This is a genomic window from Streptomyces sp. LARHCF249 (genome assembly GCF_052871255.1).
Map to the genome: position 1 here is coordinate 39,897 of NZ_JBIXJQ010000002.1, position 22,547 is coordinate 62,443.

Here is a 22,547-nt window from a genome sequence, read left to right on the forward strand (position 1 = left end):
GGGAGCAGTCGTGGCACGGAAGATCGGCAGCCGGTACACCGCGCACCAGATCCTGGGGCGCGGCAGCGCGGGCACGGTGTGGCTGGGCGAGGGGCCTGACGGGCCCGTCGCCGTCAAACTGCTGCGCGAGGACCTCGCGTCCGACCAGGAGCTGGTCGGACGGTTCGTCCAGGAGCGCAGCGCCCTGCTCGGCCTGGAGCACCCCCACGTCGTCTCCGTCCGCGACCTCGTCGTCGACGGCAACGACCTCGCCCTCGTCATGGACCTCGTACGCGGTACGGACCTGCGCACGCGCCTCGACCGCGAGCGCCGGCTCGCCCCCGAGGCGGCCGTGGCCATCGTCGCGGACGTCGCGGACGCGCTGGCCGCGGCCCACGCGGCCGGGGTCGTCCACCGCGACGTCAAGCCCGAGAACGTCCTGCTGGACATGCAGGGTCCGCTCGGCCCGGGCGGCGCGCACCCGGCGCTGCTGACCGACTTCGGCGTGGCCAAGCTGATCGACACCCCGCGGCGGGCCTCCGCGAGCCGGGCCTCGGCGCCGACCACGCGGATCATCGGCACACCGGACTACCTGGCGCCGGAGATCGTCGAGGGGCTGCCCCCGCGGGCGGCGGTGGACATATACGCCCTGGCCACCGTCCTGTACGAGCTGCTGGCCGGGTTCACCCCGTTCGGCGGGGGCCACCCGGGCGCGGTGCTGCGCCGGCACGTCACGGAGACGGTCGTCCCCCTCCCCGGTATCCCCGACGAGCTGTGGCAGCTGATCGTGCAGTGCCTGGCGAAGGCCCCGGCCTCGCGGCTGCGCGCCTCGGAACTGTCGGTCCGCCTCCGGGACCTCCTGCCCCTCCTGGCCGGGATGCCGCCGCTGGACGTGGACGAGCCGGACGACGCGGATCCGGAGCCGGACCCCTCGGAGGAGCCGGCCGCCGCCGATCCGGTCCGCCGACGGGGCGTGGTCCCGCTCGTCCCGGGCTCCGCGACCGACTCCAACCGGGACACCCACACCTCGATGCGGGTGCCGGGGCCAGACGAGCTGGCGGGCGGCGCGCTGGGCACGGCCCGGGTCCCCCGCCCGGCCGGCGGGCACCGCCCGGGCTCGGCCCGGCACCGGGCCGAGGCCGCCCGCAAGCGGCGGCTGGCCCTGTCGGCCGCGGCCGTCGCGCTGGCCGCGGCCGTGGGCGTGGGCGCGTGGCTGGCCGCCTCCGGCGACGACGAGCCCTCGGCCCCCCAGGACACCAAACAGTCCGGCCCCCGCACCCCCTAGCGCGTCACACGCCGGCGGGGCCGCTACGCCGTGACCAGTTCGGGATGCCAGCGCCGCGCCACGGCCGGGTGGGCGCGGACCCAGCCCTTCAGCTCGTTGCGCCCGTACTCCGCGTGCAGCGGGTTCGACGCGTCGTGCGCGACGCCGGGCGCCTGCGCGAGGTAGTCGCCCGGGACCGTCTCCACCACCGCGTCCAGCCGCGGGTTGTAGAAGAACGGCACCGAGTACCGCTCGACGGAGCCCGGCGGGCTGACCACCCGGTGGTCCGTCGCCGTCAGGTAGCCCTCCGTCGCGATCTCCAGCAGCTCGCCCAGGTTGACCACGAACGCACCGGGCAGCGGCGGTATGTCGACGTAGCCACCGTCCCGTACCACCTGCAGGCCGCCCACCGAGTCCTGCAGGAGCAGGGTGAGGAAGCCGTAGTCCTTGTGCGCGCCGACCCCCTGGTCCGCACCCGTCGGGGCGGACCCCGGGTAGCGGATCAGCTTCGTGTGCAGGTGGGGGCGGTCCGCGAAGGCCGCGTCGAAGAAGTCCGCCGGGGCGCCGATCGAGGCGAGGATCTCCCGCAGCAGCCGGTGGGCCACCCCCGCGAGGCGGGACTGCCAGTCCAGGACCACGCCCCGCAGCTCCGGCAGCGCCGCCGGCCACTGGTTCGGGCCCTCCAGCCACAGGTACGCCGGGTCGTCCGGCCCCACCGCCGGCGCCGGACGCTCCGCGCCCACGTCCAGCTGGTCCCGCCAGTCGGAGGACCCGCCGGTCAGCTCGTGGCCGATCCGCGTGTAGCCGCGGAAGTGCGGGGAGTTCAGGTTGCTCACGGCCAGCCGGTCGGCTTCCGGGAGGGCGAAGAAGGCCCGGGTCAGCTCCAGCATGCGGGCGCTCTCGGCGTCGGTGATGCCGTGCCCGGTGAGGTGCAGGAACCCGGTGTCCCTGGCCGCTGCGTGCAGCTTCTTCAGGAAGGCGGCCCGCTGGGCCGGGTCGTCCGCCTGGGAGAGGTCCAGGACGGGCAGGGAGGGCAGGGAGGAGTGCGCGGACGGCATGACGGCTCCGTTTCGGATGTCACGGGGTCCTGTTCCCCAGAGGTGGCGGGGCCGCGGGTGGGGAGGGTCACGGCAGGGATGCGCCGGGACCGCTTGGCCGCGTACAGGACCAAGTCGGATCGGGGTGGATCAGGCTTGGGGTTGGTCCGGCGGCAGACAGCTCGACGTCGTGACGCGCATGTGGTCGACATGCCGGCGCTTCACGAGGCGCGTGACGAAGAGAACGGTCATACCGTGAGCGTACGCCCGTACGACCGACCACCAGTACGGGTGATCCGGCCTGCCCGGACGGCCCCGCCCGCGGACCGGCTACGCTGGACCCGTGGCAGTCGTCGATGTTTCCGAAGAGCTGAAGTCCCTCTCCTCGACCATGGGGTCGATCGAGGCCGTCCTGGACCTCGACAAGCTGAGGGCAGATATCGCCGTGCTCGAGGAGCAGGCCGCCGCGCCGTCCCTGTGGGACGACCCGGACGCCGCTCAGAAGATCACGAGCAAGCTTTCGCACCTCCAGGCCGAGGTCCGCAAGACCGAGACCCTGCGCGGCCGGATCGACGACCTCGCGGTCCTCTTCGACCTCGCGCAGGAGATGGACGACGCGGACACCCTCGCCGAGGCCGAGGCGGAGCTCGTCTCCGTCCGCAAGGCCCTGGACGAGATGGAGGTCCGGACCCTGCTCTCCGGCGAGTACGCCGAGCGCGAGGCCCTGGTCAACATCCGCGCCGAGGCCGGCGGCGTGGACGCCTCCGACTTCGCCGAGCGCCTCCAGCGCATGTACCTGCGCTGGGCCGAGCGCCACGGCTACGCCACCGAGGTCTACGAGACCTCGTACGCGGAAGAGGCCGGCATCAAGTCGACCACCTTCGTCGTCAAGGCCCCGTACGCCTACGGCACCCTCTCCGTCGAGCAGGGCACCCACCGCCTCGTGCGCATCTCGCCCTTCGACAACCAGGGCCGCCGCCAGACCTCCTTCGCGGGCGTCGAGGTGCTGCCGGTCGTCGAGTCCAGCGACCACGTGGAGATCGACGAGGGCGAGCTGCGCATCGACGTCTACCGCGCCTCCGGCCCCGGCGGCCAGGGCGTCAACACCACCGACTCGGCGGTGCGCATCACGCACCTCCCGACCGGCATCGTGGTGTCCTGCCAGAACGAGCGCTCGCAGATCCAGAACAAGGCCAGCGCCATGAACGTCCTCCAGGCCAAGCTGCTCGAGCGGCGCCGCCAGGAGGAGCAGGCCAAGATGGACGCCCTCAAGGACGGCGGCAGCTCCTGGGGCAACCAGATGCGGTCCTACGTCCTGCACCCGTACCAGATGGTCAAGGACCTGCGGACGGAGTTCGAGGTCGGCAACCCGCAGGCGGTGCTCGACGGCGAGATCGACGGCTTCCTGGAGGCCGGCATCCGCTGGCGCAAGCAGCAGGAGCAGACCGCGTAACCCACGGCACGCGGAAAGGGCCCGGACACCAGGTGTCCGGGCCCTTTCGCCATGAGTCGTCATGATCGGTACGTCTACGCGGTCTGCTGAGCCACCAGTACCAGTGCGGCCACCAGGATCACCATGAGGGCGATGAGTGCCACGGGATTCAGGCCGGAGAAGGGGCCCTCCTGCTGGAGGCGCTCCCGGTTCGCCCGGCACACAGGGCAGCGGCCCTGGCTTACGGGTGCGGCGCAGTTCGCGCACACGAGCCGGTCATATGTCATGTGCTCCTCCTCTCGTCCCCTTCACGCTGCGGCATCTACGCTGCTGCGGCATCTACGCTGCGGCATCTACGCTGCGACATCTACGCTGCGACATCTACGCTGCGACATCTACGCTGCGACATCTACGCTGCGACATCTACGCTGCGACATCTACGCTGCGACATCTACGCTGCGACATCTACGCTGCGACATCTACGCTGCGACATCTACGCTGCGACATCTACGCTGCGACATCTACTACAACGCGGCGGGGAACGAGACCGTTCCCCCTACCACTGTGCCAGCTTCGCCGACATTCGGCGCGGCCCGTCCGGGCAATCGCGCTCCAGGCCGTCCCCGGATCCTCCCGGACCAGGGGATAAAAGGGGCAAGTCCGGTTGCCGGGTCCACACCCCGCGCCCGTTCGCGTATGGTCACGCACACCTACTCCCGGCGACCGTGGTGCACCGTGATCCGATTCGACAGCGTCTCCAAGTCCTACCCGAAGCAGAACCGTCCCGCACTCAGAGATGTCTCCCTGGACATCGCGAAGGGCGAGTTCGTCTTCCTGGTCGGCTCCTCCGGCTCCGGCAAGTCCACCTTCCTGCGGCTCATCCTGCGCGAGGAGCGGGCGAGCCACGGCCAGGTCCACGTCCTGGGCAAGGACCTCGCCAAGCTCTCCAACTGGAAGGTGCCGCAGATGCGGCGCCAGCTGGGGACCGTCTTCCAGGACTTCCGCCTGCTGCCCAACAAGACGGTGGCCGAGAACGTCGCCTTCGCGCAGGAGGTCATCGGCAAACCGCGGGGCGAGATCCGCAAGGCCGTCCCGCAGGTCCTGGAGCTCGTCGGACTCGGCGGCAAGGAGGACCGGATGCCCGGCGAGCTCTCCGGCGGTGAGCAACAGCGCGTGGCCATCGCCCGCGCCTTCGTCAACCGCCCCGCCCTGCTCATCGCGGACGAGCCCACCGGCAACCTCGACCCGCAGACCTCCGTCGGGATCATGAAGCTGCTGGACCGGATCAACCGGACCGGCACCACCGTGATCATGGCGACCCACGACCAGCAGATCGTCGACCAGATGCGCAAGCGCGTCATCGAACTCGAACAGGGCCGTCTCGTACGCGACCAGTCGCGCGGCGTCTACGGCTACCAGCACTGAAAGGTCCCTGAGACGCAATGCGCGCCCAGTTCGTCATGTCGGAGATCGGCGTCGGTCTCCGCCGCAATCTCACCATGACCTTCGCGGTCATCATCTCCGTGGCCCTGTCGCTGGCCCTGTTCGGCGGCTCCCTGCTCATGCGCGAGCAGGTGACCAGGATGAAGGGCTACTGGTACGACAAGGCCAACGTCTCGATCTACCTCTGCAACAAGTCGGACGCCGAGCAGGCCACCGAGGCCGCCAACAAGGCGGCCGGGTCGGGCGACCTGGGCGTCGCCACCTGCCGCAAGGGCGCGGTGACCGACGAGCAGAAGAAGCAGATCGAGACCGAGCTCAAGCAGATGTCCCTGGTGAAGTCCGTCGCCTACGAGTCGGCGGACGAGGCCTACAAGCACTACCAGGAGCAGTACGGCCACACGGCGCTGGCCTCCTCCATCACCCCCGACCAGATGCAGGAGTCCTTCCGGGTCAAGCTCAAGGACCCGGAGAAGTACAAGGTGGTCACCTCGGCCTTCGCCGGCCGGGACGGCATCCACACCGTCGACGACCAGCGCCAGGCCATCGACGACCTCTTCCGGATCCTCAACTACCTCAACATCGCGGCCCTCGCCATCATGCTGATCATGCTGATCGTGGCGCTGCTGCTGATCGTCAACACGGTGCGCGTCTCCGCGTTCAGCCGGAGGCGGGAGACCGGGATCATGCGGCTGGTGGGTGCCTCCAGCTTCTACATCCAGGTCCCCTTCATCATGGAGGCGGCCGTCGCCGGGCTCATCGGCGCCCTGTTCGCCTGCGTGATGCTCGTCTCGGGCCAGTACTTCGTCATCGACCACGGCGTCGGCCTGCGGGACAAGATCCAGCTCATCGACTTCATGGGCTGGACCTCGGTCGTCCGCAAGCTGCCGTACGTGCTCTTCATCGGCCTCCTGATGCCCTCGGTGGCCGCGTTCCTCGCATTGCGCAAGTACCTGAAGGTGTGACAAGCGCCCCGTGAGCGGTCCGGTCAACCATCCGTACCGGCACGGGGCTTGTCCTAGACTCGGCGCCATGCTGGGCTTGCCGAGTATTCCCGCCTCTTGTCTCCGGCCCCGCGACCTGCGTCGCGGGGCCGTTTTGACGTTGGCCCTCCTCGCGGCCCTCGGAACCGCCGCGAGCACCGGCTGCTGGGACCGCGACGAATCCACCGCCGCCGCCCTCGCCGCCCGTACGGGGCCCGCCGCACCCGAACCGCCCCCGGCCACGGGCACCGCCGACCGCGAGGCCGTGGCCCGGGCCGCCGCCGAGGCCGTCGCCGACGGGAAGTCCGGCAAGAAGGCCGCCCAGGAGGTGGTCAGCCGCAGCGGCGACCGCTGGGGCACCGTCTACGACCAGGGCGAGTACGCCGCCTTCGCCGACGCCCTCGACGGCCGCTGGACCGGGGTCGGGCTGTGGGCCCAGCGGGCCCGCGACGGCCGGATCCAGGTCGACAAGGTCCAGCCGGACAGCCCCGCCGCCCGGGCCGGCGTACGTGCCGGGGACCGGCTGCTGAGCGTCGACGGGCACGCCGTCACCGGCCTCGCCGTCACCGACGTGATCGCCCTGCTGCGCGGCGAGGCCGGCACACCCGTCGTACTGAACCTGAGCCGCGACGGAGCCGACCTCACCGAGACCGTCCGCCGCGAGCAGCTGCGCACCGAGCCGGTGACCGTACGGCAGCTGCGCGACGGGATCACCGTCATCAAGGTGGCCTCCTTCACCCGGGGCTCGGGCGAGCGGGTGAAGGACGCGGTCCGCGCGGCCCCGCCCGGCGCCGGGGTCATGCTCGACCTGCGCGGCAACCCGGGCGGGCTGGTCGCCGAGGCGGTGACGGCCGCCTCCGCCTTCCTGGACGGCGGGCTCGTGTGCACGTACGACGTACGGGGCGACGAGCGCGCCCTGTACGCGGACCCGGGCGGGGACACCGTCCGGCCGCTGGTGGCCCTGGTGGACGGCGGCACGATGAGCGCGGCCGAGCTGGTCACGGGCGCCCTCCAGGACCGCGGCCGGGCCGTGGCGGTCGGCAGCCGGACCTTCGGCAAGGGCTCGGTGCAGATGCCGACCGAGCTCCCGGACGGATCGGTGGCCGAGCTGACGGTGGGCACGTACCGCACCCCGGGGGGCCGCAGCCTGGACGGCAGCGGCATCACCCCGGACGTGCCGGCGGCCGCGGGAGCCGAGGAACGGGCCGCGCGGGTATTGAGTGGCCTCGGGGTGGGTCCGTAGTGCGAAAATGGCCGCACTATGGCTAAGGAAAAAGGGCGCAAGCTGATCGCCCAGAACAAGAAGGCGCGGCACGACTACACGATCATCGACACCTACGAGTGCGGTCTCGTGCTCACGGGCACCGAGGTCAAGTCCCTGCGCCAGGGCCGTGCCTCGCTCGTGGACGGCTTCGTGTCGGTGGAGGGCCGCGAGGCCTGGCTCTACAACGTGCACGTGCCGGAGTACAGCCAGGGCACCTGGACGAACCACAGCGCCCGGCGCAAGCGCAAGCTCCTCATGCACCGCGAGGAGATCGACAAGCTGGAGCGCAAGGCGGACGAGTCGGGTCACACGATCGTGCCCCTGTCGCTGTACTTCACGGACGGCCGGGCGAAGGTCGAGATCGCGCTGGCGAAGGGCAAGAAGGAGTACGACAAGCGGCAGACGCTCCGGGAGAAGCAGGACACCCGCGAGACGAACCGGGCGATCTCGGCGATCCGCCGCAAGCAGCGGGGCACCGTTTAACCTGCTGGCACGCGGTGGTCCACTTCGCGTACCATGGCGTCAGCACCTCCCGCTCGCGGGAGTCGCTACTTGTGCAGTACCTAACTGAATAGCGTGAAACATGGGGATGATCGGTTTCGACAGCGGATGTCGATGCAGGGGAAGCGAGCCGAGGAAGCGGCAATGATCTCGCTAACCACATGTCGCAAACAATAATCGCCAACTCCAAGAGCGATAACTCCCGCTTCACCCTCGCTGCCTAATAACAGTGAGCTGAAGCCTCTGTGAGGAGCGTCAGCCCGGAAGTGGTCCCGGTCCGGATCCTGGCGTCAATTAGGGATCTAAACCTCTAGCCCCGGTCACGGGGGTTGGAGGGAAACCAAACAGTGACTGAGCCCGTCGGAGACTTGTCCGTGTGATCTCCGGGGCTGAGAAAAGCGCAGCGGACTGCGCTCGGAGAAGCCCTGCTTCTGCACCGTTGGACGCGGGTTCGATTCCCGCCATCTCCACTCATCCCATGTGGACAAAGGCCCCGCAGCCTCGGCTGCGGGGCCTTTGTCAGTCAGGCGGGGGTGGCCGCTGTCAGCAGAAGGGGACCTCGTTGAGGTTCCGGGCGTAGCGGGCGGAGATCCAGCCGCTGCCGTCGGCGAGCTTGTACCAGATCGCATTGCCGCCGACCTTCTGGCCGTTGACCTTGCACCGGAGCTTGACCACCGTGCCGGTCAGGGCCTTGCCCTTCTTCGCGTACTGCGTGCCGGGGCCGGAGCGGATGCCGACGCCCTTGCCGGGGGCGACGATCTTGGCCTTCGGGGTGTCGTGGTGGCCGCCGCACTTGCAGTCGCCGGGCTTGCCGGCATCGCCCTTCGGGCCCTTGGGGCCGGGCTTCCCGGGCTTGCCCTGCGGTCCCTTGGGTCCGGCCGGGCCGTGCTTTCCGGGCTTGCCCTGGTGGCCCTTGGGGCCCTGCGGTCCGGCCGGTCCGGCCGGTCCAGCGGGTCCGGCAGGCCCCTCGGGGCCCTGCGGTCCGGGCGCGCCTCCGGAAGGGCCCTCGGGGCCGGCTGGTCCGGCGGGTCCTTCGGGTCCCGCGGACCCTGCGGGGCCGGCCGGGCCGGCAGGGCCCTCCGGGCCCGTCTCGCCGGTGTCGCCCTTCTCGCCCTTGGGGCCGTGCTTACCGGGCTTGCCGTGGTCGCCCGGCTTTCCGGGCCTTCCCGGCTTGCCGTCGTCGCCCCTCGGGCCCGTCGGGCCGGTCACCGCGGTGGCCACGGCGAACAGGGCCGGCGCCTCGGTGCCGGTCGCCCACTCGCCGCCGTCCAGCGTCGTGCCCTCCGGGGCCTTCGCGTCCACCCGGACGGCCACGCCGAGCCGGGTCCGCTCGCTCGCGGGGAAGACGAAGCCCGCGCGGGTTCCGGCCTGGCAGGTCAGCTGCCGGGCGTCACGCGAGAGCGTGCACGGGGCGGCCGCGCGCCGGCCGTTCCAGTAGAACCGGGCCTCCGGGAAGGTCGTCCGTTCCGGGGCGGTGATCCGGAAGGTGCTGCTGACGGCCCGTTCCGTCCCGGTGGTGGCGGCGATGACGACGCGGCCCGTCCGGCCGGGAGCGATCGAGGGGACGTACGGCTGGGAGAACCGCGGACCCGCCGAGTCGGCGAGGGCGGGTACGGCCGGCACGAGACAGGAGGCGGTGACGGCCGCGACGATCACGGCAGCCGAAACGGAGCGGTGAGCAGACAAAGAGGGTTCCTCCGCGCAGGGAAGGGCGTTGGTGCTGGGGGAAGGCAACCCAGTTATCGCGGATCACGAGCGGCGGCGGCGCGTACCACGCGGGAACGATCACCCGCCCGCCGGATGAATCGCCCTGCCGCTGCAGCGCCGACGGCGGCCAGCGCCCCCGCCGCGGGCAGCAGGTACGCCGTCGGCGGCCCGAGGCGGTCGACCGCCAGGCCCGCCGTGGCCGAACCGGCCGCGATGCCCGCCAAGATGGCGGTGACCGCGAGGGTCATCCCCTCGTTGAGGCGGCCCGCCGGGGTCAGGGCGTGCACCCGGGACATCGCCGTCACCATCGTCGGGGCCGTGGCCATGCCGGCCACGAGCAGGGCCCCGGCGAGTGCGGCCACCGAGCCGGTGGCCGCCGCGGCCCAGGGCAGGGCCATGAGGACGGCCAGCGCGCACAGGCAGGTGCGCAGCGTGCGGGGACGCAGGGTGCCGTAGAGCAGGCCCGCCGCGCAAGAGCCCGCCGCCTGGAGGGCGAGGACCAGGCCGGAGGCGGCCCCCAGCCCGGCGGCGTCGAGGTGGGCGATCGAGGTGACCTCCATCGAGCCGAAGACCAGGCCCAGGCAGCCGAAGAGGACCAGCAGCGGAGCCAGGGCGCGCAGCGGCGAGCCGTGCCGGGGCGCCGCCCCCGTCGCCGGGGGTTCCGTGGAGCGCTGGGCGGTGAAGACCAGCATCCCGGTGAGGAACAGGGCCGCGCCGGCGAGGGTCCCGGCCTCGGGGAAGACGGCCGTGCAGAGGAAGGCGGCCAGCACCGGGCCGAGCAGGTAGCAGAGTTCGTCGGCGGCCTGCTCGAAGGACATCGCCGTGTGGTGCGAGGCGGGGGCGTCGCGCAGCAGGTGGGTCCAGCGGGCCCGGGACATGCCCCCGATGTTCGGGGTGGTGGCGGTCGCGGCGTACGAGGCGAAGAGGGTCCAGGCCGGGGCCCCGGTCCGGACGCACACGACCAGGGCGAGGGAGCCGAGGACCGCGACCAGGGTGGCGGGGACGGCGATCCGGGCCTGCCCGTACCGGTCGACCAGCCGGGCCGTCCAGGGTGCGACCAGCGCCATGGCGGCCAGACCGGTCGCCGTGACCGCCCCTGCGAGGGCGTACGAACCGCGCTGGCCGGCGATCATCATGACCGCGCTGATCCCGAACATGCCCGTGGGGAGCCGGGCGAGGAGGTTCCCGGCGGTGAAGGCGCGGGTGCCGGGCAGGGCGAACAGGCGCCGGTACGGGCCGGCGGCGCGGCCTCGGCCGGAGGCAGGGGTGGCAGAGGTGGCAGGGGTGGCAGGGTCGGCCGGGGCGGCGAGGACGAGCGTGGTGCCGGAGACGGTCATGAGGGGCATGGCCACCAGCCTCGGCCGGGCCCGGGTCCGGCGTCCAACACCTGTTCGGCGCCCATTCACCGCTTTCCGTTGTTAGTCTCCGGGGGTGAATCCCCGTGATGTGGACCCCCGGCTGCTGCGCGGGTTCGTCGCCGCCGCCGAGGAGCTGCACTTCACCCGTGCCGCCGCCCGCCTCTACGTCGCCCAGCAAGCCCTCAGCCGCGATGTCCGGCGGCTCGAACAGGCCCTGGGCACAGGGCTGTTCGTCCGCACCACCCGCGCCGTCGAACTGACCGCCGACGGGGTGCGGCTGCTGCCGCTCGCCCGGCGGGTGCTGGCCGCGCACGAGGAGCTGGCCGCTGCCTTCACCGCCCCGCGCGCGCTCCTCGTCGACCTGAACACCGACGGCCCGAGCACGGGCCGCCGGGTCCTGGAACGCGCCCGCGAACTCGCCCCGGACTGCGAGCTGATGGCCCGCTTCGAGAGCGGACTCACCCACGCCGCCGCCGAGATCGCCGCCGGCCGGCTCGACGTCGCCTTCGGCTACGCCGACGGGCTGGCCCCGGCGCTGCGGACGCGCCTCGCGCAGGTGCCCGTGCGGTACGAGCCGCTCGCCGTGCTGCTGCCGGAGGGGCACCCCCTGGCCGCGGAGCCCGCCGTACCGCTGGACGCGCTGGCGGGGGAGACCGTGTACGCGGGAGCCGGGAACCCGCGGACCGTGGAATGGACGGAGCTCGCGCGCGAGCTGTTCGCCGGGCGCGGGATCGAGCTGGCGCCGCCCGCCCCCGTGGCCGTGGGGAAGGAGGAGTTCCGCCGGGTGATGACGAAGACCGGCAACCCGGTCCTGGCCACCGTGGACTTCCTTGACATGCCCGGCTGCGTGAAGCGCCCGCTGACCGACCCCGTGCCGCTGTCCCCGCTCTCGATGGTGTGGCGGCGGGGCTTCGGCCATCCCGGACTGGACGCCCTGCGCGCCGCGGCCGGCGGACTGGCCGCCGAGCAGGGATGGCTCGAACCGGCCCCGGGGAGCTGGGTCCCCGCCCGGCTCACACACGGCCCCGGCGCCTGGTGAGAGCAAGGTTTCCCGGCGGTCATCCGGTGGGGACCGGGGCCGAAACGCGCCCTTCCTACGGTCGTCACCACGGACGCGACAGCTGTGGAGGCGTGTGATGACCGGTACGACCGCACCGCGCAAGGGGGGCCGCTGGATCGAGCAGTGGGATCCCGAGGACGAGACGTTCTGGCAGGAGACCGGGGAGCGGGTGGCCCGCCGGAACCTGGTCTACTCCGTGCTCTCCGAGCACATCGGGTTCTCCATCTGGACGCTCTGGTCCGTGATGGTCCTCTTCATGGGACCGCAGTACGGGATCGACCCGGCCGGGAAGTTCTTCCTGATCGCCACCGCGACCTTCGTGGGGGCGCTGGTACGGGTGCCCTACACCTTCGCCGTCGCCCGCTTCGGCGGCCGGAACTGGACCGTCTTCAGCGCACTGCTGCTGCTCGCGCCCACCGTGGCCGCGATGCTGGTCATGGAGCCCGGGACCTCGTACGGCACCTTCCTGGCCGTGGCCGCCCTCACCGGCGTCGGCGGCGGGAACTTCGCCTCCTCGATGACGAACATCAACGCCTTCTTCCCGCTGCGCAAGAAGGGCTGGGCGCTCGGGCTGAACGCCGGCGGCGGCAACATCGGCGTGCCCGTGGTGCAGCTGGCCGGACTGCTGGTCATCGCCACCGCCGGGGCCGGGCACCCGCGGTTCCTGCTGGGCGCCTACATCCCGCTGATCGTGATCGCTGCGGTGCTGGCCGCCGTACGGATGGACAACCTGGCGCCCGTACGCAACGACACCGGGGCGGTCCGCGAAGCGATCAAGGACGCGCACACCTGGATCATGTCGTTCCTCTACATCGGGACGTTCGGGTCCTTCATCGGATACAGCTTCGCCTTCGGACTGGTGCTCCAGACCCAGTTCGGGCGCACCCCGCTGCAGGCCGCCTCGCTGACCTTCATCGGACCGCTGCTCGGTTCGCTGATCCGGCCGGTGGGCGGCGCGCTCGCGGACCGGTTCGGCGGGGCGCGGATCACCCTGGGGACCTTCGTGGCGATGGCGGCGGCGACCGGTGTGGTGGTGTTCGCCTCGCAGCGGCAGTCGCTGACGGTGTTCCTCGTCGGCTTCGTGGCGCTGTTCGTCCTGAGCGGGCTCGGCAACGGGTCGACGTACAAGATGATCCCGGGCATCTTCCAGGCCAAGGCCCTCGCCCGCGGCATGAGCGGCGAGGCCGCGGCCGCCTACGGGCGACGGCTCTCCGGGGCCTCCATGGGGCTGATCGGGGCGGTCGGCGCGCTCGGCGGGCTGGGCATCAACCTGGTCTTCCGGGAGGCGTTCCTCACCTCCGGGTCGGGCACGGCGGCCTTCGTGACCTTCCTCGGCTTCTACGCCCTGTGCTGCGCGGTCACGTGGGCGGTATACCTTCGCCGGCCGGCGGCCGCGGTGGTCCAGACGGCCGGGGCCGAGGCGAAACCCCAGCTCACGTCGGTGTAACCGGGGCGAAATACGGGTGAACCGAGTCCGACACGCCACCTTGGCAGGCTCGGTCCACCCGTACCGCCCCCCATGCACGTCACTAGGCAGGTCACGATGGACGACACCAAGACCGGCCCGCTCTCGGGCTTCACCGTCGGAGTCACCGCCGCCCGGCGGGCGGACGAACTCATCGCCCTGCTGCGCCGGCGCGGCGCCTCCGTGCTGCACGCGCCGGCGCTGCGGATCGTCCCGCTGGCCGACGACAGCGAACTGCTCGACGCCACAAAGGAACTCATCGGCTGTGCGCCGGACGCCGTGGTCGCCACCACCGCGATCGGGTTCCGCGGCTGGATCGAGGCCGCCGACGGCTGGGGGATCGGCGAGGAGCTGCTGGGGCGGCTGCGGACCACCGAACTGCTGGCGCGCGGACCGAAGGTCAAGGGCGCCATCCGGGCCGCCGGGCTGGTGGAGGCCTGGTCCCCGGAGTCGGAATCGCTCGCCGAGGTACTGGAACGGCTGCTGGCGGCCGGGGTGGCCGGGCGGCGGATCGCCCTCCAGCTGCACGGGGAGCCCCTGCCGGGCTTCGTCGAGGCGCTGCGGGCCGGCGGGGCGGACGTGGTGGTGGTCCCGGTGTACCGGTGGATGGCGCCGGAGGACCTCGCCCCGCTGGACCGGCTGCTGGACGCGGTGGCCGGCGGCGCGGTGGACGCGGTCAGCTTCACCTCGGCCCCGGCGGCCGCCTCGCTGCTGTCCCGCGCGGAGGAGCGCGGAGTACGGGAATCCGTGCTGGCGGCGCTGCGGGGCGGGGTGCTGGCCGCGTGCGTGGGGCCGGTGACGGCGCTGCCGCTGCAGGCACACGGGGTGGACACCGTGCAGCCGGAGCGGTTCCGGCTGGGCCCGCTGGTGCAGCTGCTCTGCCAGGAGCTGCCGGGGCGGGCGCGGGTGCTGCCGGTGGCCGGGCACCGGCTGGAGATCCGCGGGCAGGCGGTCCTGGTCGACGAGGAGCTGCGGCCTGTGCCGCCGGCCGGGATGGCCCTGCTGCGGTCCCTGGCGCGGCGCCCGGGGTGGGTGGTGTCGCGGGCGGACCTGCTGCGGGTGCTGCCGGGGGCCGGGCGGGACGAGCACGCCGTGGAGACGGCGATGGCCCGCCTCAGGGTGGCGCTGGGGGCTCCGAAGATGATCCAGACCGTGGTCAAGCGGGGGTACCGGCTGTCGCTGGACGCGGGCGGAGAGGTCAAGTACGGGGAAACCCCCGCCTCGTGACCGGCGGACAGGTCCCGAACCTGGTGCTGCGGCCTTTCCGGTCACGGCGCTAGGGTGCGGAAATGATCATTGACGGGGTGGAGATGAGGGGCCTCGAGCTCGGCGACGCCGCCGGGCTGGCCGCGGCCTACGCGCGCAACCGGGCGTTCATGGCGCCCTTCGAACCGGCACGGTCGCAGGACTTCTACACCGAGCACGGGCAGCGGGTCCGGATCGAGGGCATGCTCGCGGACCGGGACGCCGGGCGGATGGTCCCGTACGTGCTGGTCGAGGCCGCGGGCGGCACGCCCGTCGGCGCGATCAACCTCGGCTCGATCGCGCTCGGTCCGCTGTGCAGCGGCGGCATCGGCTACTGGGTGGACCAGGACTGGAACGGCAAGGGCCTGGCCACGGCCGCCCTGGAGCAGGTGTGCCGGACCGCCCGCGACGAGGTGGGCCTGCACCGGGTGGAGGCCGGGACCCTCCTCGACAACCTCGCGTCGCAGCGGGTCCTGCGGAAGGCGGGCTTCGAGGAGTACGGGCTCGCGCCGCGCTACCTCCACATCAACGGAGCCTGGCGCGACCACCGCCTCTTCCAGAGGCTCCTCCACGACGACCCGCCGAAGCCGTAACGGCAACCCCGTCGGGGGCTTCCGCTCGTACGCGCGGGGCGGCACTCTGGTGGGGCGCCCCACGACGCGAGGCGGTGACGGGCATGCGGTTCGACTGCGGGCGGGTCTGTCTGGACCTGGTGGCCACTGAGCGCATCCGGGACGGCGACGAGCTGCGGACGTGGCTCGCCGGGGCCGGGCTGGTACCCGACCGGACGCCGCTCGCGCGCGTCGGGCCCGACTGGGCGGCGGCCTTCCAGGCGCTGCGCCGCGACGTGGAGGCCCTCGTACGGGCCGAGCTGCACGGGACCGGCCCGGAAGAGGCGGCCCTCGCCCGGGTCAACGCGCTGGCCGCCGGGCCACCCCCGGGCCTGTGTGCCGTCCGGGACCAGCAGGGGCACCTCGTACGGGAGCTGTGCGGCGGAGTGGAGTGCGGGGCCCTGCTCGCGGCCGTGGCCCGGGACGCCGTCGAGCTGCTCACCGACCCCGGCGACCTGGCGCTGCTGCGGGCCTGCGAGGGCGACGGCTGCACCCGGGTCTACCTGGACACTTCCCGCGGCCACCGGCGCCGCTGGTGCTCCAGCGAGCTGTGCGGCAACCGGGAGCGCGTCGCCCGGCACCGCCGCCGTGCCCTGGCCGCGGGGCCGGTGTAGGCCCGCCCCCCGCCGGTTCCGGAACGGGCGTGCGGACAGGGTGCCGATTCGCGTACGGTTGACGGTCGCCCATGCACGTCAGAAGGGGGCCTTGGTGGCCGCGCAGAATGCCGCTGTCGACAGCACGGCGGATTCCGTCCGAGATCGGGAGATCGCGGTCGAGCAGACGCATCTCGACCGGGTGTACAGACGCCTCGAGGAGAAGATCCACGAGGCGGAATTCCTGATGAACGACGCCGCCAAGCGCGGTCAGGTGGGCACCCCCGGTGCCCTCGCCGAGCGCGACGCGCAGGTCTTCCGGGCGGGCATCCACCTGAACCGGCTGAACAACGAGTTCGAGGACTTCCTCTTCGGCCGCGTCGACCTGGTGCTCGGCAAGGACGGGGAGCGCGGCCCGGACGGCGCCTACACCTCCGTCGAGCCCGCCGACGACGCGATCCGCGAGGACCTCACCGCCGACATCGCCGAGACGCTGCACATCGGCCGCATCGGAGTCCTGGACTCCGACTACGCGCCGCTGGTCATCGACTGGCGGGCGCCGGCGGCCGCGCCGTTCTACCGCTCCACGCCCAAGGACCCCGGCCGCGTCGTGCGCCGCCGCGTGATCCGGTCCAAGGGCCGCCGGGTGCTGGGCGTCGAGGACGACCTGATGCGCCCCGAGGTCACCGCCTTCCTGGACGGCCGGGAGCTGCCCGCCATCGGCGACGGCGCCCTGATGGCCGCGCTCGGCCGGGCCCGTACGCACTCCATGCGGGACATCGTCTCCTCCATCCAGGCCGAGCAGGACCTGGTCATCCGGGCCCCCGCCGCGTCCGTCGCCGAGGTCGCGGGCGGGCCCGGCACCGGCAAGACCGCCGTCGCCCTGCACCGCGCCGCCTACCTGCTCTACCAGGACCGGCGCCGCTACTCCGGCGGCATCCTGATCGTCTCCCCGACCCCGCTGCTCGTCGCGTACACCGAGGGCGTGCTGCCCTCCCTCGGCGAAGAGGGCCAGGTCGCCATCCGGGCGCTGGGCTCGCTGGTCGACGGCGCCGAGGCGACGACGTACGACGACCCGGCCGTGGCCCGGATCAAGGGCTCCTCGCGGATGACCAGGGTGCTGCGCAAGGCCGTACGGGGCGCCCTGGAGCTCGGCGGCGCCCCCGACCGGCTGCGCGTGGTGGCCTTCGGGCGGCGCCAGGAGCTCGAGGCCGACGAGCTGAACCGGATCCGGCAGAACGTGCTCGGCGCAAGCACACCGGTGAACCTGCTGCGCCCGCGCGCCCGCAAGCTCCTGCTCGACGCCCTCTACGCGAGGTCCGGCCAGGCCGGCCGGCACAGCGACCCGGAGCTCGCCGCCGAGCTGCGCTCCGCGTTCGACGAGGACATCTCCACCGAGGACGCCTTCATCGACTTCCTGAACCGCTGGTGGCCGGAGCTCACCCCGCGCGGGGTGCTCGCCGCCATGGCCGACGAGCGCAAGCTCGGCCGCTGGTCCCGCCGGGAGCTGAACCCGCGCGAGACCCGCCAGCTGGCGCGCTCGCTGCGCCGGGTCGGTCCGGACGGCAAGGGCCCCCTGTCGGTGCACGACGTGGCGCTGCTGGACGAGCTCCACCAGCTGCTCGGCGCGCCCGCACGGCCCAAGCGGAAGCGGGAGATGGACCCGCTGGACCAGCTCAGCGGGCTGGAGGAGCTGATGCCCACTCGCGAGGAGACCCAGTGGGAGCGGGCCGAGCGGCTCGCGGCGGAACGCACCGAGTACGCGCACGTCATCGTTGACGAGGCCCAGGACCTGACGCCGATGCAGTGGCGGATGGTGGGCCGGCGGGGCCGGACGGGCACGTGGACGGTGGTCGGCGACCCGGCGCAGTCCTCGTGGACCGACCCGGACGAGGCGGCCGCGGCCCGCGACGAGGCCCTCGGGTCCCGGCCGCGCCGCCGGTTCACGCTGACCGTCAACTACCGCAACCCGGCGGAGGTCGCCGAGGTCGCCGCCCGGGTGCTGCGCCTGGCGATGCCCGGCATGGAGCCCCCGTCGGCGGTGCGCTCCACGGGCCTGGAGCCCCGCTTCACGGCCGCCGGGGACGATCTTGGCGCTGCGGTGCGGGAGGAGACCCGCAGGCTGCTGGAGCAGGTGGACGGCACCGTCGGCGTGGTCGTGGCGATGGACCGGCGCGCGGAGGCCGCGGGCTGGCTCGCCGGCCTGGGGGAGCGGGCGGTGGCGCTCGGCAGCCTGGAGGCCAAGGGCCTGGAGTACGACGCCACGGTGGTCGTCTCCCCGGCAGAGATCGCGGACGAGTCCCCGGCGGGCCTGCGGGTGCTGTACGTGGCGCTGACGCGCGCGACGCAGCAGCTCACGGTGGTCTCGGCGGAGCGGGACAGGCCCGACGCGTCCGGGGTGCCGGAACTGCTGCTTCCGTAGGCGTACGGCCGTATGGTCCGCGGCCATGCGCGTGGTGCGCACAACCGGCTGCCGGGAGGGGGACCGCATTCGGCGATCCTTTGTTAGCCTGGTGAAGGCACCGACTCGATCCAAGCCCCCGGGCCCAACCTTCGTCGCTTAGAGCGACCACTTGCCGCGAGGCGAGCATGGCGGGTCGGTGTCGTAGACGTAGCAGCACGCAGGTCCGCGCCTTCCACTCCGGTGGGGGGCGCGGACCTGTTTTTGTGTCAGCCCACCCTTCCGCGGACCCCTGGTATCTCGTATGGTGGAAGAGTCTTTCCGAAGTTTGTAGCTGGTTACCTTGTACCGGCTGGTAGGTGGGACGATCGGACAACAGGTCCCGCCGCGCCACCCGCTGTGTGCCCCGGGCCCTGTGTACAGCGATAAACCAGGGACAGAAGAGGAACACGGCCATGGCAACGGCGCCCAGCGTCTCGTATTCGATGACGGTCCGCCTGGAAGTGCCCGCGAGCGGAACCGCGGTCTCCCAGCTCACCACCGCCGTGGAGTCCTCCGGCGGCTCGGTCACCGGCCTCGACGTGACCGCTTCCGGCCACGAGAAGCTCCGGATCGACGTCACCATCGCCGCGACCTCCACCGCGCACGCGGACGAGATCGTCGAGAAGCTGCGGGAGATCGAGGGCGTCAGCCTCGGCAAGGTCTCCGACCGCACCTTCCTGATGCACCTCGGCGGCAAGATCGAGATGGCGTCCAAGCACCCCATCCGCAACCGCGACGACCTCTCGATGATCTACACCCCGGGCGTGGCCCGCGTGTGCATGGCGATCGCCGAGAACCCCGAGGACGCGCGCCGCCTCACCATCAAGCGCAACTCCGTCGCAGTCGTGACGGACGGCTCCGCCGTGCTGGGCCTGGGCAACATCGGCCCGATGGCCGCGCTGCCCGTCATGGAGGGCAAGGCGGCCCTCTTCAAGCGCTTCGCCGGCATCGACGCCTGGCCGATCTGCCTCGACACCCAGGACAGCGACGAGATCGTGGCGATCGTCAAGGCCATCGCCCCGGGCTTCGCGGGCATCAACCTGGAGGACATCTCCGCGCCGCGCTGCTTCGAGATCGAGGCCCGGCTGCGCGAGGCCCTCGACATCCCCGTCTTCCACGACGACCAGCACGGCACCGCCATCGTCGTCCTCGCCGCGCTCACCAACGCACTGCGCGTCGTGGGCAAGGCAGTTGGGGACGTCAAGGTCGTCATGTCCGGCGCCGGCGCGGCCGGTACCGCCATCCTCAAGCTGCTCCTCGCGGCGGGCGTCAAGAACGCCGTCAGCGCCGACATCCACGGTGTCGTGCACGCGGGCCGCCCCGACCTCGTCGACGCGGCCCCCGACTCCCCGCTGCGCTGGATCGCGGACAACACCAACCCCGAGGGCTACACGGGCACGCTGAAGGAGGCCGTGGTCGGCGCCGACGTCTTCATCGGCGTCTCGGCCCCGAACGTGCTCTCCGGCGAGGACGTTGCCGCGATGGCGGAAGGCGCGATCGTGTTCGCGCTCGCGAACCCGGACCCCGAGGTGGACCCGGCCGTCGCCCGTCAGACCGCCGCCGTCGTCGCCACCGGCCGCTCCGACTTCCCGAACCAGATCAACAACGTGCTGGTCTTCCCGGGTGTCTTCCGCGGCCTGCTGGACGCCCAGTCGCGCACGGTGAACACCGACATGATGCTGGCCGCGGCGACCGCCCTGGCGGACGTCGTCGGCGAGGACGAGCTGAACGCGAACTACATCATCCCGTCGGTGTTCAACGACAAGGTCGCCGGCGCCGTCGCGGGAGCCGTCCGCAAGGCCGCCTCGGCCGTCTGACCGCCGCTGTGACCGCCCTCACGGGCGCCCCGATCCCGGCGCGTCGCGAGATGCGGGCCGCGCGGGGCGCCTCTAGGGTTGCGGGGATGCCCGCGAGGTCCGCGGTGCGCAGCAGCGTATGGGCGAGGGCGTGGACGGAGCGTCACCGCGGCGTGACTGTGGCGCTTTTCGTGTGACCCCGGCGGGTGCCGGATTGGCTTTCCCGCCGCTGGTGGGGGCAGGATGCGTAACCGGGCGAGAGGGTCTGACGTTCAGACCCGGGTCCGGGGACTGTCCGAGGGCCCTGGCAGCATCGGCTTCGATCTCACGCCTCTAAGGCAAGTTGAACACGGGAGTACAACATGAACCGCAGTGAGCTGGTGGCCGCTCTGTCCGAGCGCGCCGAGGTGACCCGCAAGGACGCCGACGCCGTTCTGGCCGCGCTCGCCGAGACCGTTGGCGAGATCGTCGCCAAGGGCGACGAGAAGGTCACCATCCCCGGCTTCCTGACCTTCGAGCGCACCCACCGTGCCGCTCGCACCGCGCGCAACCCGCAGACCGGCGACCCCATCCAGATCCCGGCCGGCTACAGCGTGAAGGTCTCCGCGGGCTCCAAGCTCAAGGAAGCCGCCAAGGGCAAGTAGTCCTGCCCCGGCGCCGAAGGCCGCACAGGCCTTTGGAGCGGCAGCAGTACGGAGAAGGGGGGGCCCCCCCCCCCGGGGGGGCGCCCCGCGGGCCGCGCGGGGGGCCGGACCCCCCCAGCCCCGCCCCCCCCCCGGCCCGTGGGGCGCCGTCGGCCCCGGGACCCGCCCGGGGCCCAGGGGGCGCCTGAGGGGCCATGAGAAAGCCCCCCGGGGCCCTTGCGGGCCCTTCCGGGGGGCTTTCTGACGGTCCGACGGCCTGACGGTGGCTCTCGTCGGACCGGCGTACGGCTCAGACGAGGTCGCCGCCCGGCAGCTCGACCTTCGCGCCGAGCTCCACGAGCTTCTCCATGAAGTTCTCGTAGCCGCGGTTGATCAGGTCGATGCCGTGGACGCGCGAGGTGCCCTCGGCCGCCAGCGCCGCGATCAGGTACGAGAACCCGCCGCGCAGGTCGGGGATGACCAGGTCGGCGCCCTGCAGCTTGGTGGGGCCGGAGACGACCGCCGAGTGCAGGAAGTTGCGCTGGCCGAAACGGCAGGCCGAACCGCCCAGGCACTCGCGGTACAGCTGGATGTGAGCACCCATCTGGTTGAGCGCCGAGGTGAAGCCGAGCCGGGACTCGTAGACCGTCTCGTGGACGATCGAGAGGCCGGTGGCCTGCGTCAGGGCCACCACGAGCGGCTGCTGCCAGTCGGTCTGGAAGCCGGGGTGCACGTCCGTCTCCAGCGCGATGGCGTTGAGCGGACCGCCCGGGTGCCAGAAGCGGATGCCGTTGTCGTCGATCTCGAACGCACCGCCGACCCGGCGGAACGTGTTCAGGAAGGTCATCATCGAGCGCTGCTGGGCGCCGCGCACGTAGATGTTGCCGCCGGTCGCCAGGGCCGCGGAAGCCCAGGAGGCGGCCTCCAGGCGGTCCGGGAGCGCCTTGTGGTTGTAGCCGCCGAGGCGGTCGACACCGGTGATCCGGATCGTCCGGTCGGTGTCCATGGAGATGATCGCGCCCATCTTCTGCAGTACGCAGATGAGGTCCTCGATCTCCGGTTCCACGGCGGCGTTGCTGAGCTCGGTGACGCCCTCGGCCAGTACGGCCGTCAGCAGCACCTGCTCGGTCGAGCCGACCGAGGGGTAGGGCAGGCGGATCTTGCAGCCGCGCAGGCGCTGGGGGGCCTCGAGGTACTGGCCGCCCTCGCGCTTCTCGATGGTCGCGCCGAACTGGCGGAGCACGTCGAAGTGGAAGTCGATCGGCCGTCCGCCGATGTCGCAGCCGCCGAGGCCGGGGATGAAGGCGTGGCCGAGCCGGTGCAGCAGGGGGCCGCAGAACAGGATCGGGATGCGCGACGAGCCCGCGTGGGCGTCGATGTCGGCGACGTTCGCGCTCTCGACGTGGGTCGGGTCGAGCACCAGCTCGCCCGGCTCCTCGCCGGGACGGACCGTCACCCCGTGCAGCTGGAGCAGCCCGCGCACGACCCGGACGTCACGGATGTCGGGGACGTTGCGCAGTCGGCTGGGTCCGCTGCCGAGCAGAGCGGCGACCATGGCCTTGGGCACGAGGTTCTTCGCACCGCGGACACGGATCTCGCCCTCGAGCGGGGTGCCGCCGTGGACAAGCAGTACATCGTCACTGATGCCGGTCATGAATCTCGCGTTCCGGAGTGGGGTGGGCAGGGGGCCAGGGAAAAGAGTAAGGGCCACCACCCCTTTGTTTGTATGGCTGACGCGGCCGTAGG

General features: G+C 72.2%; 19 protein-coding genes and 1 other RNA gene. 15 read left to right on the plus strand and 5 right to left on the minus strand.

Annotated features, from left to right (window positions below):
* Positions 1 to 10: 10 nt before the first annotated feature.
* Positions 11 to 1,264 carry a serine/threonine-protein kinase gene (locus ACIPUC_RS04980; RefSeq protein WP_446586825.1) on the plus strand — a complete coding sequence of 418 codons (1,254 nt, stop codon included), beginning with the start codon at positions 11 to 13 and terminating at the stop codon, positions 1,262 to 1,264.
* A gap of 23 nt (positions 1,265 to 1,287) precedes the next feature.
* Here the strand turns inward: ACIPUC_RS04980 and ACIPUC_RS04985 are convergent, their stop codons facing one another.
* Positions 1,288 to 2,301 carry an isopenicillin N synthase family dioxygenase gene (locus ACIPUC_RS04985; RefSeq protein ID WP_446586826.1) on the minus strand — a complete coding sequence of 338 codons (1,014 nt, stop codon included), beginning with the start codon at positions 2,299 to 2,301 and terminating at the stop codon, positions 1,288 to 1,290.
* 322 nt (positions 2,302 to 2,623) lie between these two features.
* On the opposite strand from ACIPUC_RS04985, the gene prfB reads away from it, so the two are divergent.
* Positions 2,624 to 3,733 (plus strand): peptide chain release factor 2, encoded by a 1,110-nt coding sequence (gene prfB / locus ACIPUC_RS04990; protein ID WP_446586827.1) that lies wholly within the window; start codon positions 2,624 to 2,626, stop codon positions 3,731 to 3,733.
* 74 nt (positions 3,734 to 3,807) lie between these two features.
* Here the strand turns inward: prfB and ACIPUC_RS04995 are convergent, their stop codons facing one another.
* Complete coding sequence (locus ACIPUC_RS04995) at positions 3,808 to 3,999, minus strand: hypothetical protein (protein WP_215018373.1); 192 nt, start codon at positions 3,997 to 3,999, stop codon at positions 3,808 to 3,810.
* 448 nt (positions 4,000 to 4,447) lie between these two features.
* Here ACIPUC_RS04995 and ftsE point away from each other — a divergent pair, with 448 nt between their 5' ends.
* From ftsE to ssrA, 5 genes are all read left to right on the plus strand, one after another.
* Positions 4,448 to 5,137 (plus strand): cell division ATP-binding protein FtsE, encoded by a 690-nt coding sequence (gene ftsE, locus ACIPUC_RS05000; RefSeq protein ID WP_069923855.1) that lies wholly within the window; start codon positions 4,448 to 4,450, stop codon positions 5,135 to 5,137.
* Between the two features lie 17 nt (positions 5,138 to 5,154).
* Positions 5,155 to 6,117 (plus strand): permease-like cell division protein FtsX, encoded by a 963-nt coding sequence (gene ftsX / locus ACIPUC_RS05005; protein ID WP_446586828.1) that lies wholly within the window; start codon positions 5,155 to 5,157, stop codon positions 6,115 to 6,117.
* A gap of 67 nt (positions 6,118 to 6,184) precedes the next feature.
* The gene (locus ACIPUC_RS05010; RefSeq protein ID WP_446586829.1) at positions 6,185 to 7,378 is read left to right on the plus strand and encodes a S41 family peptidase; all 1,194 of its coding nucleotides are present in this window, start codon (positions 6,185 to 6,187) and stop codon (positions 7,376 to 7,378) included.
* A gap of 18 nt (positions 7,379 to 7,396) precedes the next feature.
* Positions 7,397 to 7,882, plus strand: coding sequence for an SsrA-binding protein SmpB (gene smpB / locus ACIPUC_RS05015; protein ID WP_446586830.1), 486 nt, complete (start codon positions 7,397 to 7,399; stop codon positions 7,880 to 7,882).
* A 102-nt stretch (positions 7,883 to 7,984) separates the two neighbouring features.
* Positions 7,985 to 8,373, plus strand: a transfer-messenger RNA (tmRNA) gene (gene ssrA, locus ACIPUC_RS05020).
* Positions 8,374 to 8,443: 70 nt separating this feature from the next.
* Here ssrA and ACIPUC_RS05025 read toward each other — a convergent pair.
* Positions 8,444 to 9,586: an SH3 domain-containing protein gene (locus ACIPUC_RS05025; RefSeq protein ID WP_446586831.1), complete on the minus strand. Its 1,143-nt coding sequence runs from the start codon at positions 9,584 to 9,586 to the stop codon at positions 8,444 to 8,446.
* Between the two features lie 53 nt (positions 9,587 to 9,639).
* Complete coding sequence (locus ACIPUC_RS05030) at positions 9,640 to 10,944, minus strand: MFS transporter (protein WP_446587603.1); 1,305 nt, start codon at positions 10,942 to 10,944, stop codon at positions 9,640 to 9,642.
* Positions 10,945 to 11,038: 94 nt separating this feature from the next.
* On the opposite strand from ACIPUC_RS05030, the gene ACIPUC_RS05035 reads away from it, so the two are divergent.
* From ACIPUC_RS05035 to ACIPUC_RS05070, 8 genes are all read left to right on the plus strand, one after another.
* Positions 11,039 to 12,004, plus strand: coding sequence for a LysR family transcriptional regulator (locus ACIPUC_RS05035; RefSeq protein ID WP_446586832.1), 966 nt, complete (start codon positions 11,039 to 11,041; stop codon positions 12,002 to 12,004).
* Between the two features lie 97 nt (positions 12,005 to 12,101).
* A complete protein-coding gene (locus ACIPUC_RS05040) occupies positions 12,102 to 13,472 on the plus strand; it encodes a nitrate/nitrite transporter (RefSeq protein WP_446586833.1) in 1,371 nt (456 codons plus the stop codon).
* 96 nt (positions 13,473 to 13,568) lie between these two features.
* Entirely contained in the window at positions 13,569 to 14,717 is a 1,149-nt protein-coding gene (locus tag ACIPUC_RS05045) for a uroporphyrinogen-III synthase (RefSeq protein WP_446586834.1), read from the plus strand.
* A 62-nt stretch (positions 14,718 to 14,779) separates the two neighbouring features.
* A complete protein-coding gene (locus tag ACIPUC_RS05050) occupies positions 14,780 to 15,328 on the plus strand; it encodes a GNAT family N-acetyltransferase (protein ID WP_446586835.1) in 549 nt (182 codons plus the stop codon).
* Between the two features lie 83 nt (positions 15,329 to 15,411).
* On the plus strand, positions 15,412 to 15,960 hold the full coding sequence (locus tag ACIPUC_RS05055) for a CGNR zinc finger domain-containing protein (RefSeq protein ID WP_446586836.1): 549 nt from the start codon (positions 15,412 to 15,414) through the stop codon (positions 15,958 to 15,960).
* Between the two features lie 94 nt (positions 15,961 to 16,054).
* Complete coding sequence (locus tag ACIPUC_RS05060; protein ID WP_446586837.1) at positions 16,055 to 18,361, plus strand: HelD family protein; 2,307 nt, start codon at positions 16,055 to 16,057, stop codon at positions 18,359 to 18,361.
* A gap of 434 nt (positions 18,362 to 18,795) precedes the next feature.
* Positions 18,796 to 20,199, plus strand: a complete 1,404-nt coding sequence (locus ACIPUC_RS05065) for a malic enzyme-like NAD(P)-binding protein (RefSeq protein WP_446586838.1) — start codon at positions 18,796 to 18,798, stop codon at positions 20,197 to 20,199.
* A gap of 341 nt (positions 20,200 to 20,540) precedes the next feature.
* On the plus strand, positions 20,541 to 20,822 hold the full coding sequence (locus ACIPUC_RS05070; protein ID WP_007264399.1) for an HU family DNA-binding protein: 282 nt from the start codon (positions 20,541 to 20,543) through the stop codon (positions 20,820 to 20,822).
* Positions 20,823 to 21,111: 289 nt separating this feature from the next.
* On the opposite strand, the gene murA is transcribed toward ACIPUC_RS05070, so the two are convergent.
* On the minus strand, positions 21,112 to 22,455 hold the full coding sequence (gene murA, locus ACIPUC_RS05075; RefSeq protein WP_446586839.1) for a UDP-N-acetylglucosamine 1-carboxyvinyltransferase: 1,344 nt from the start codon (positions 22,453 to 22,455) through the stop codon (positions 21,112 to 21,114).
* Between the last annotated feature and the right edge of the window lie 92 nt (positions 22,456 to 22,547).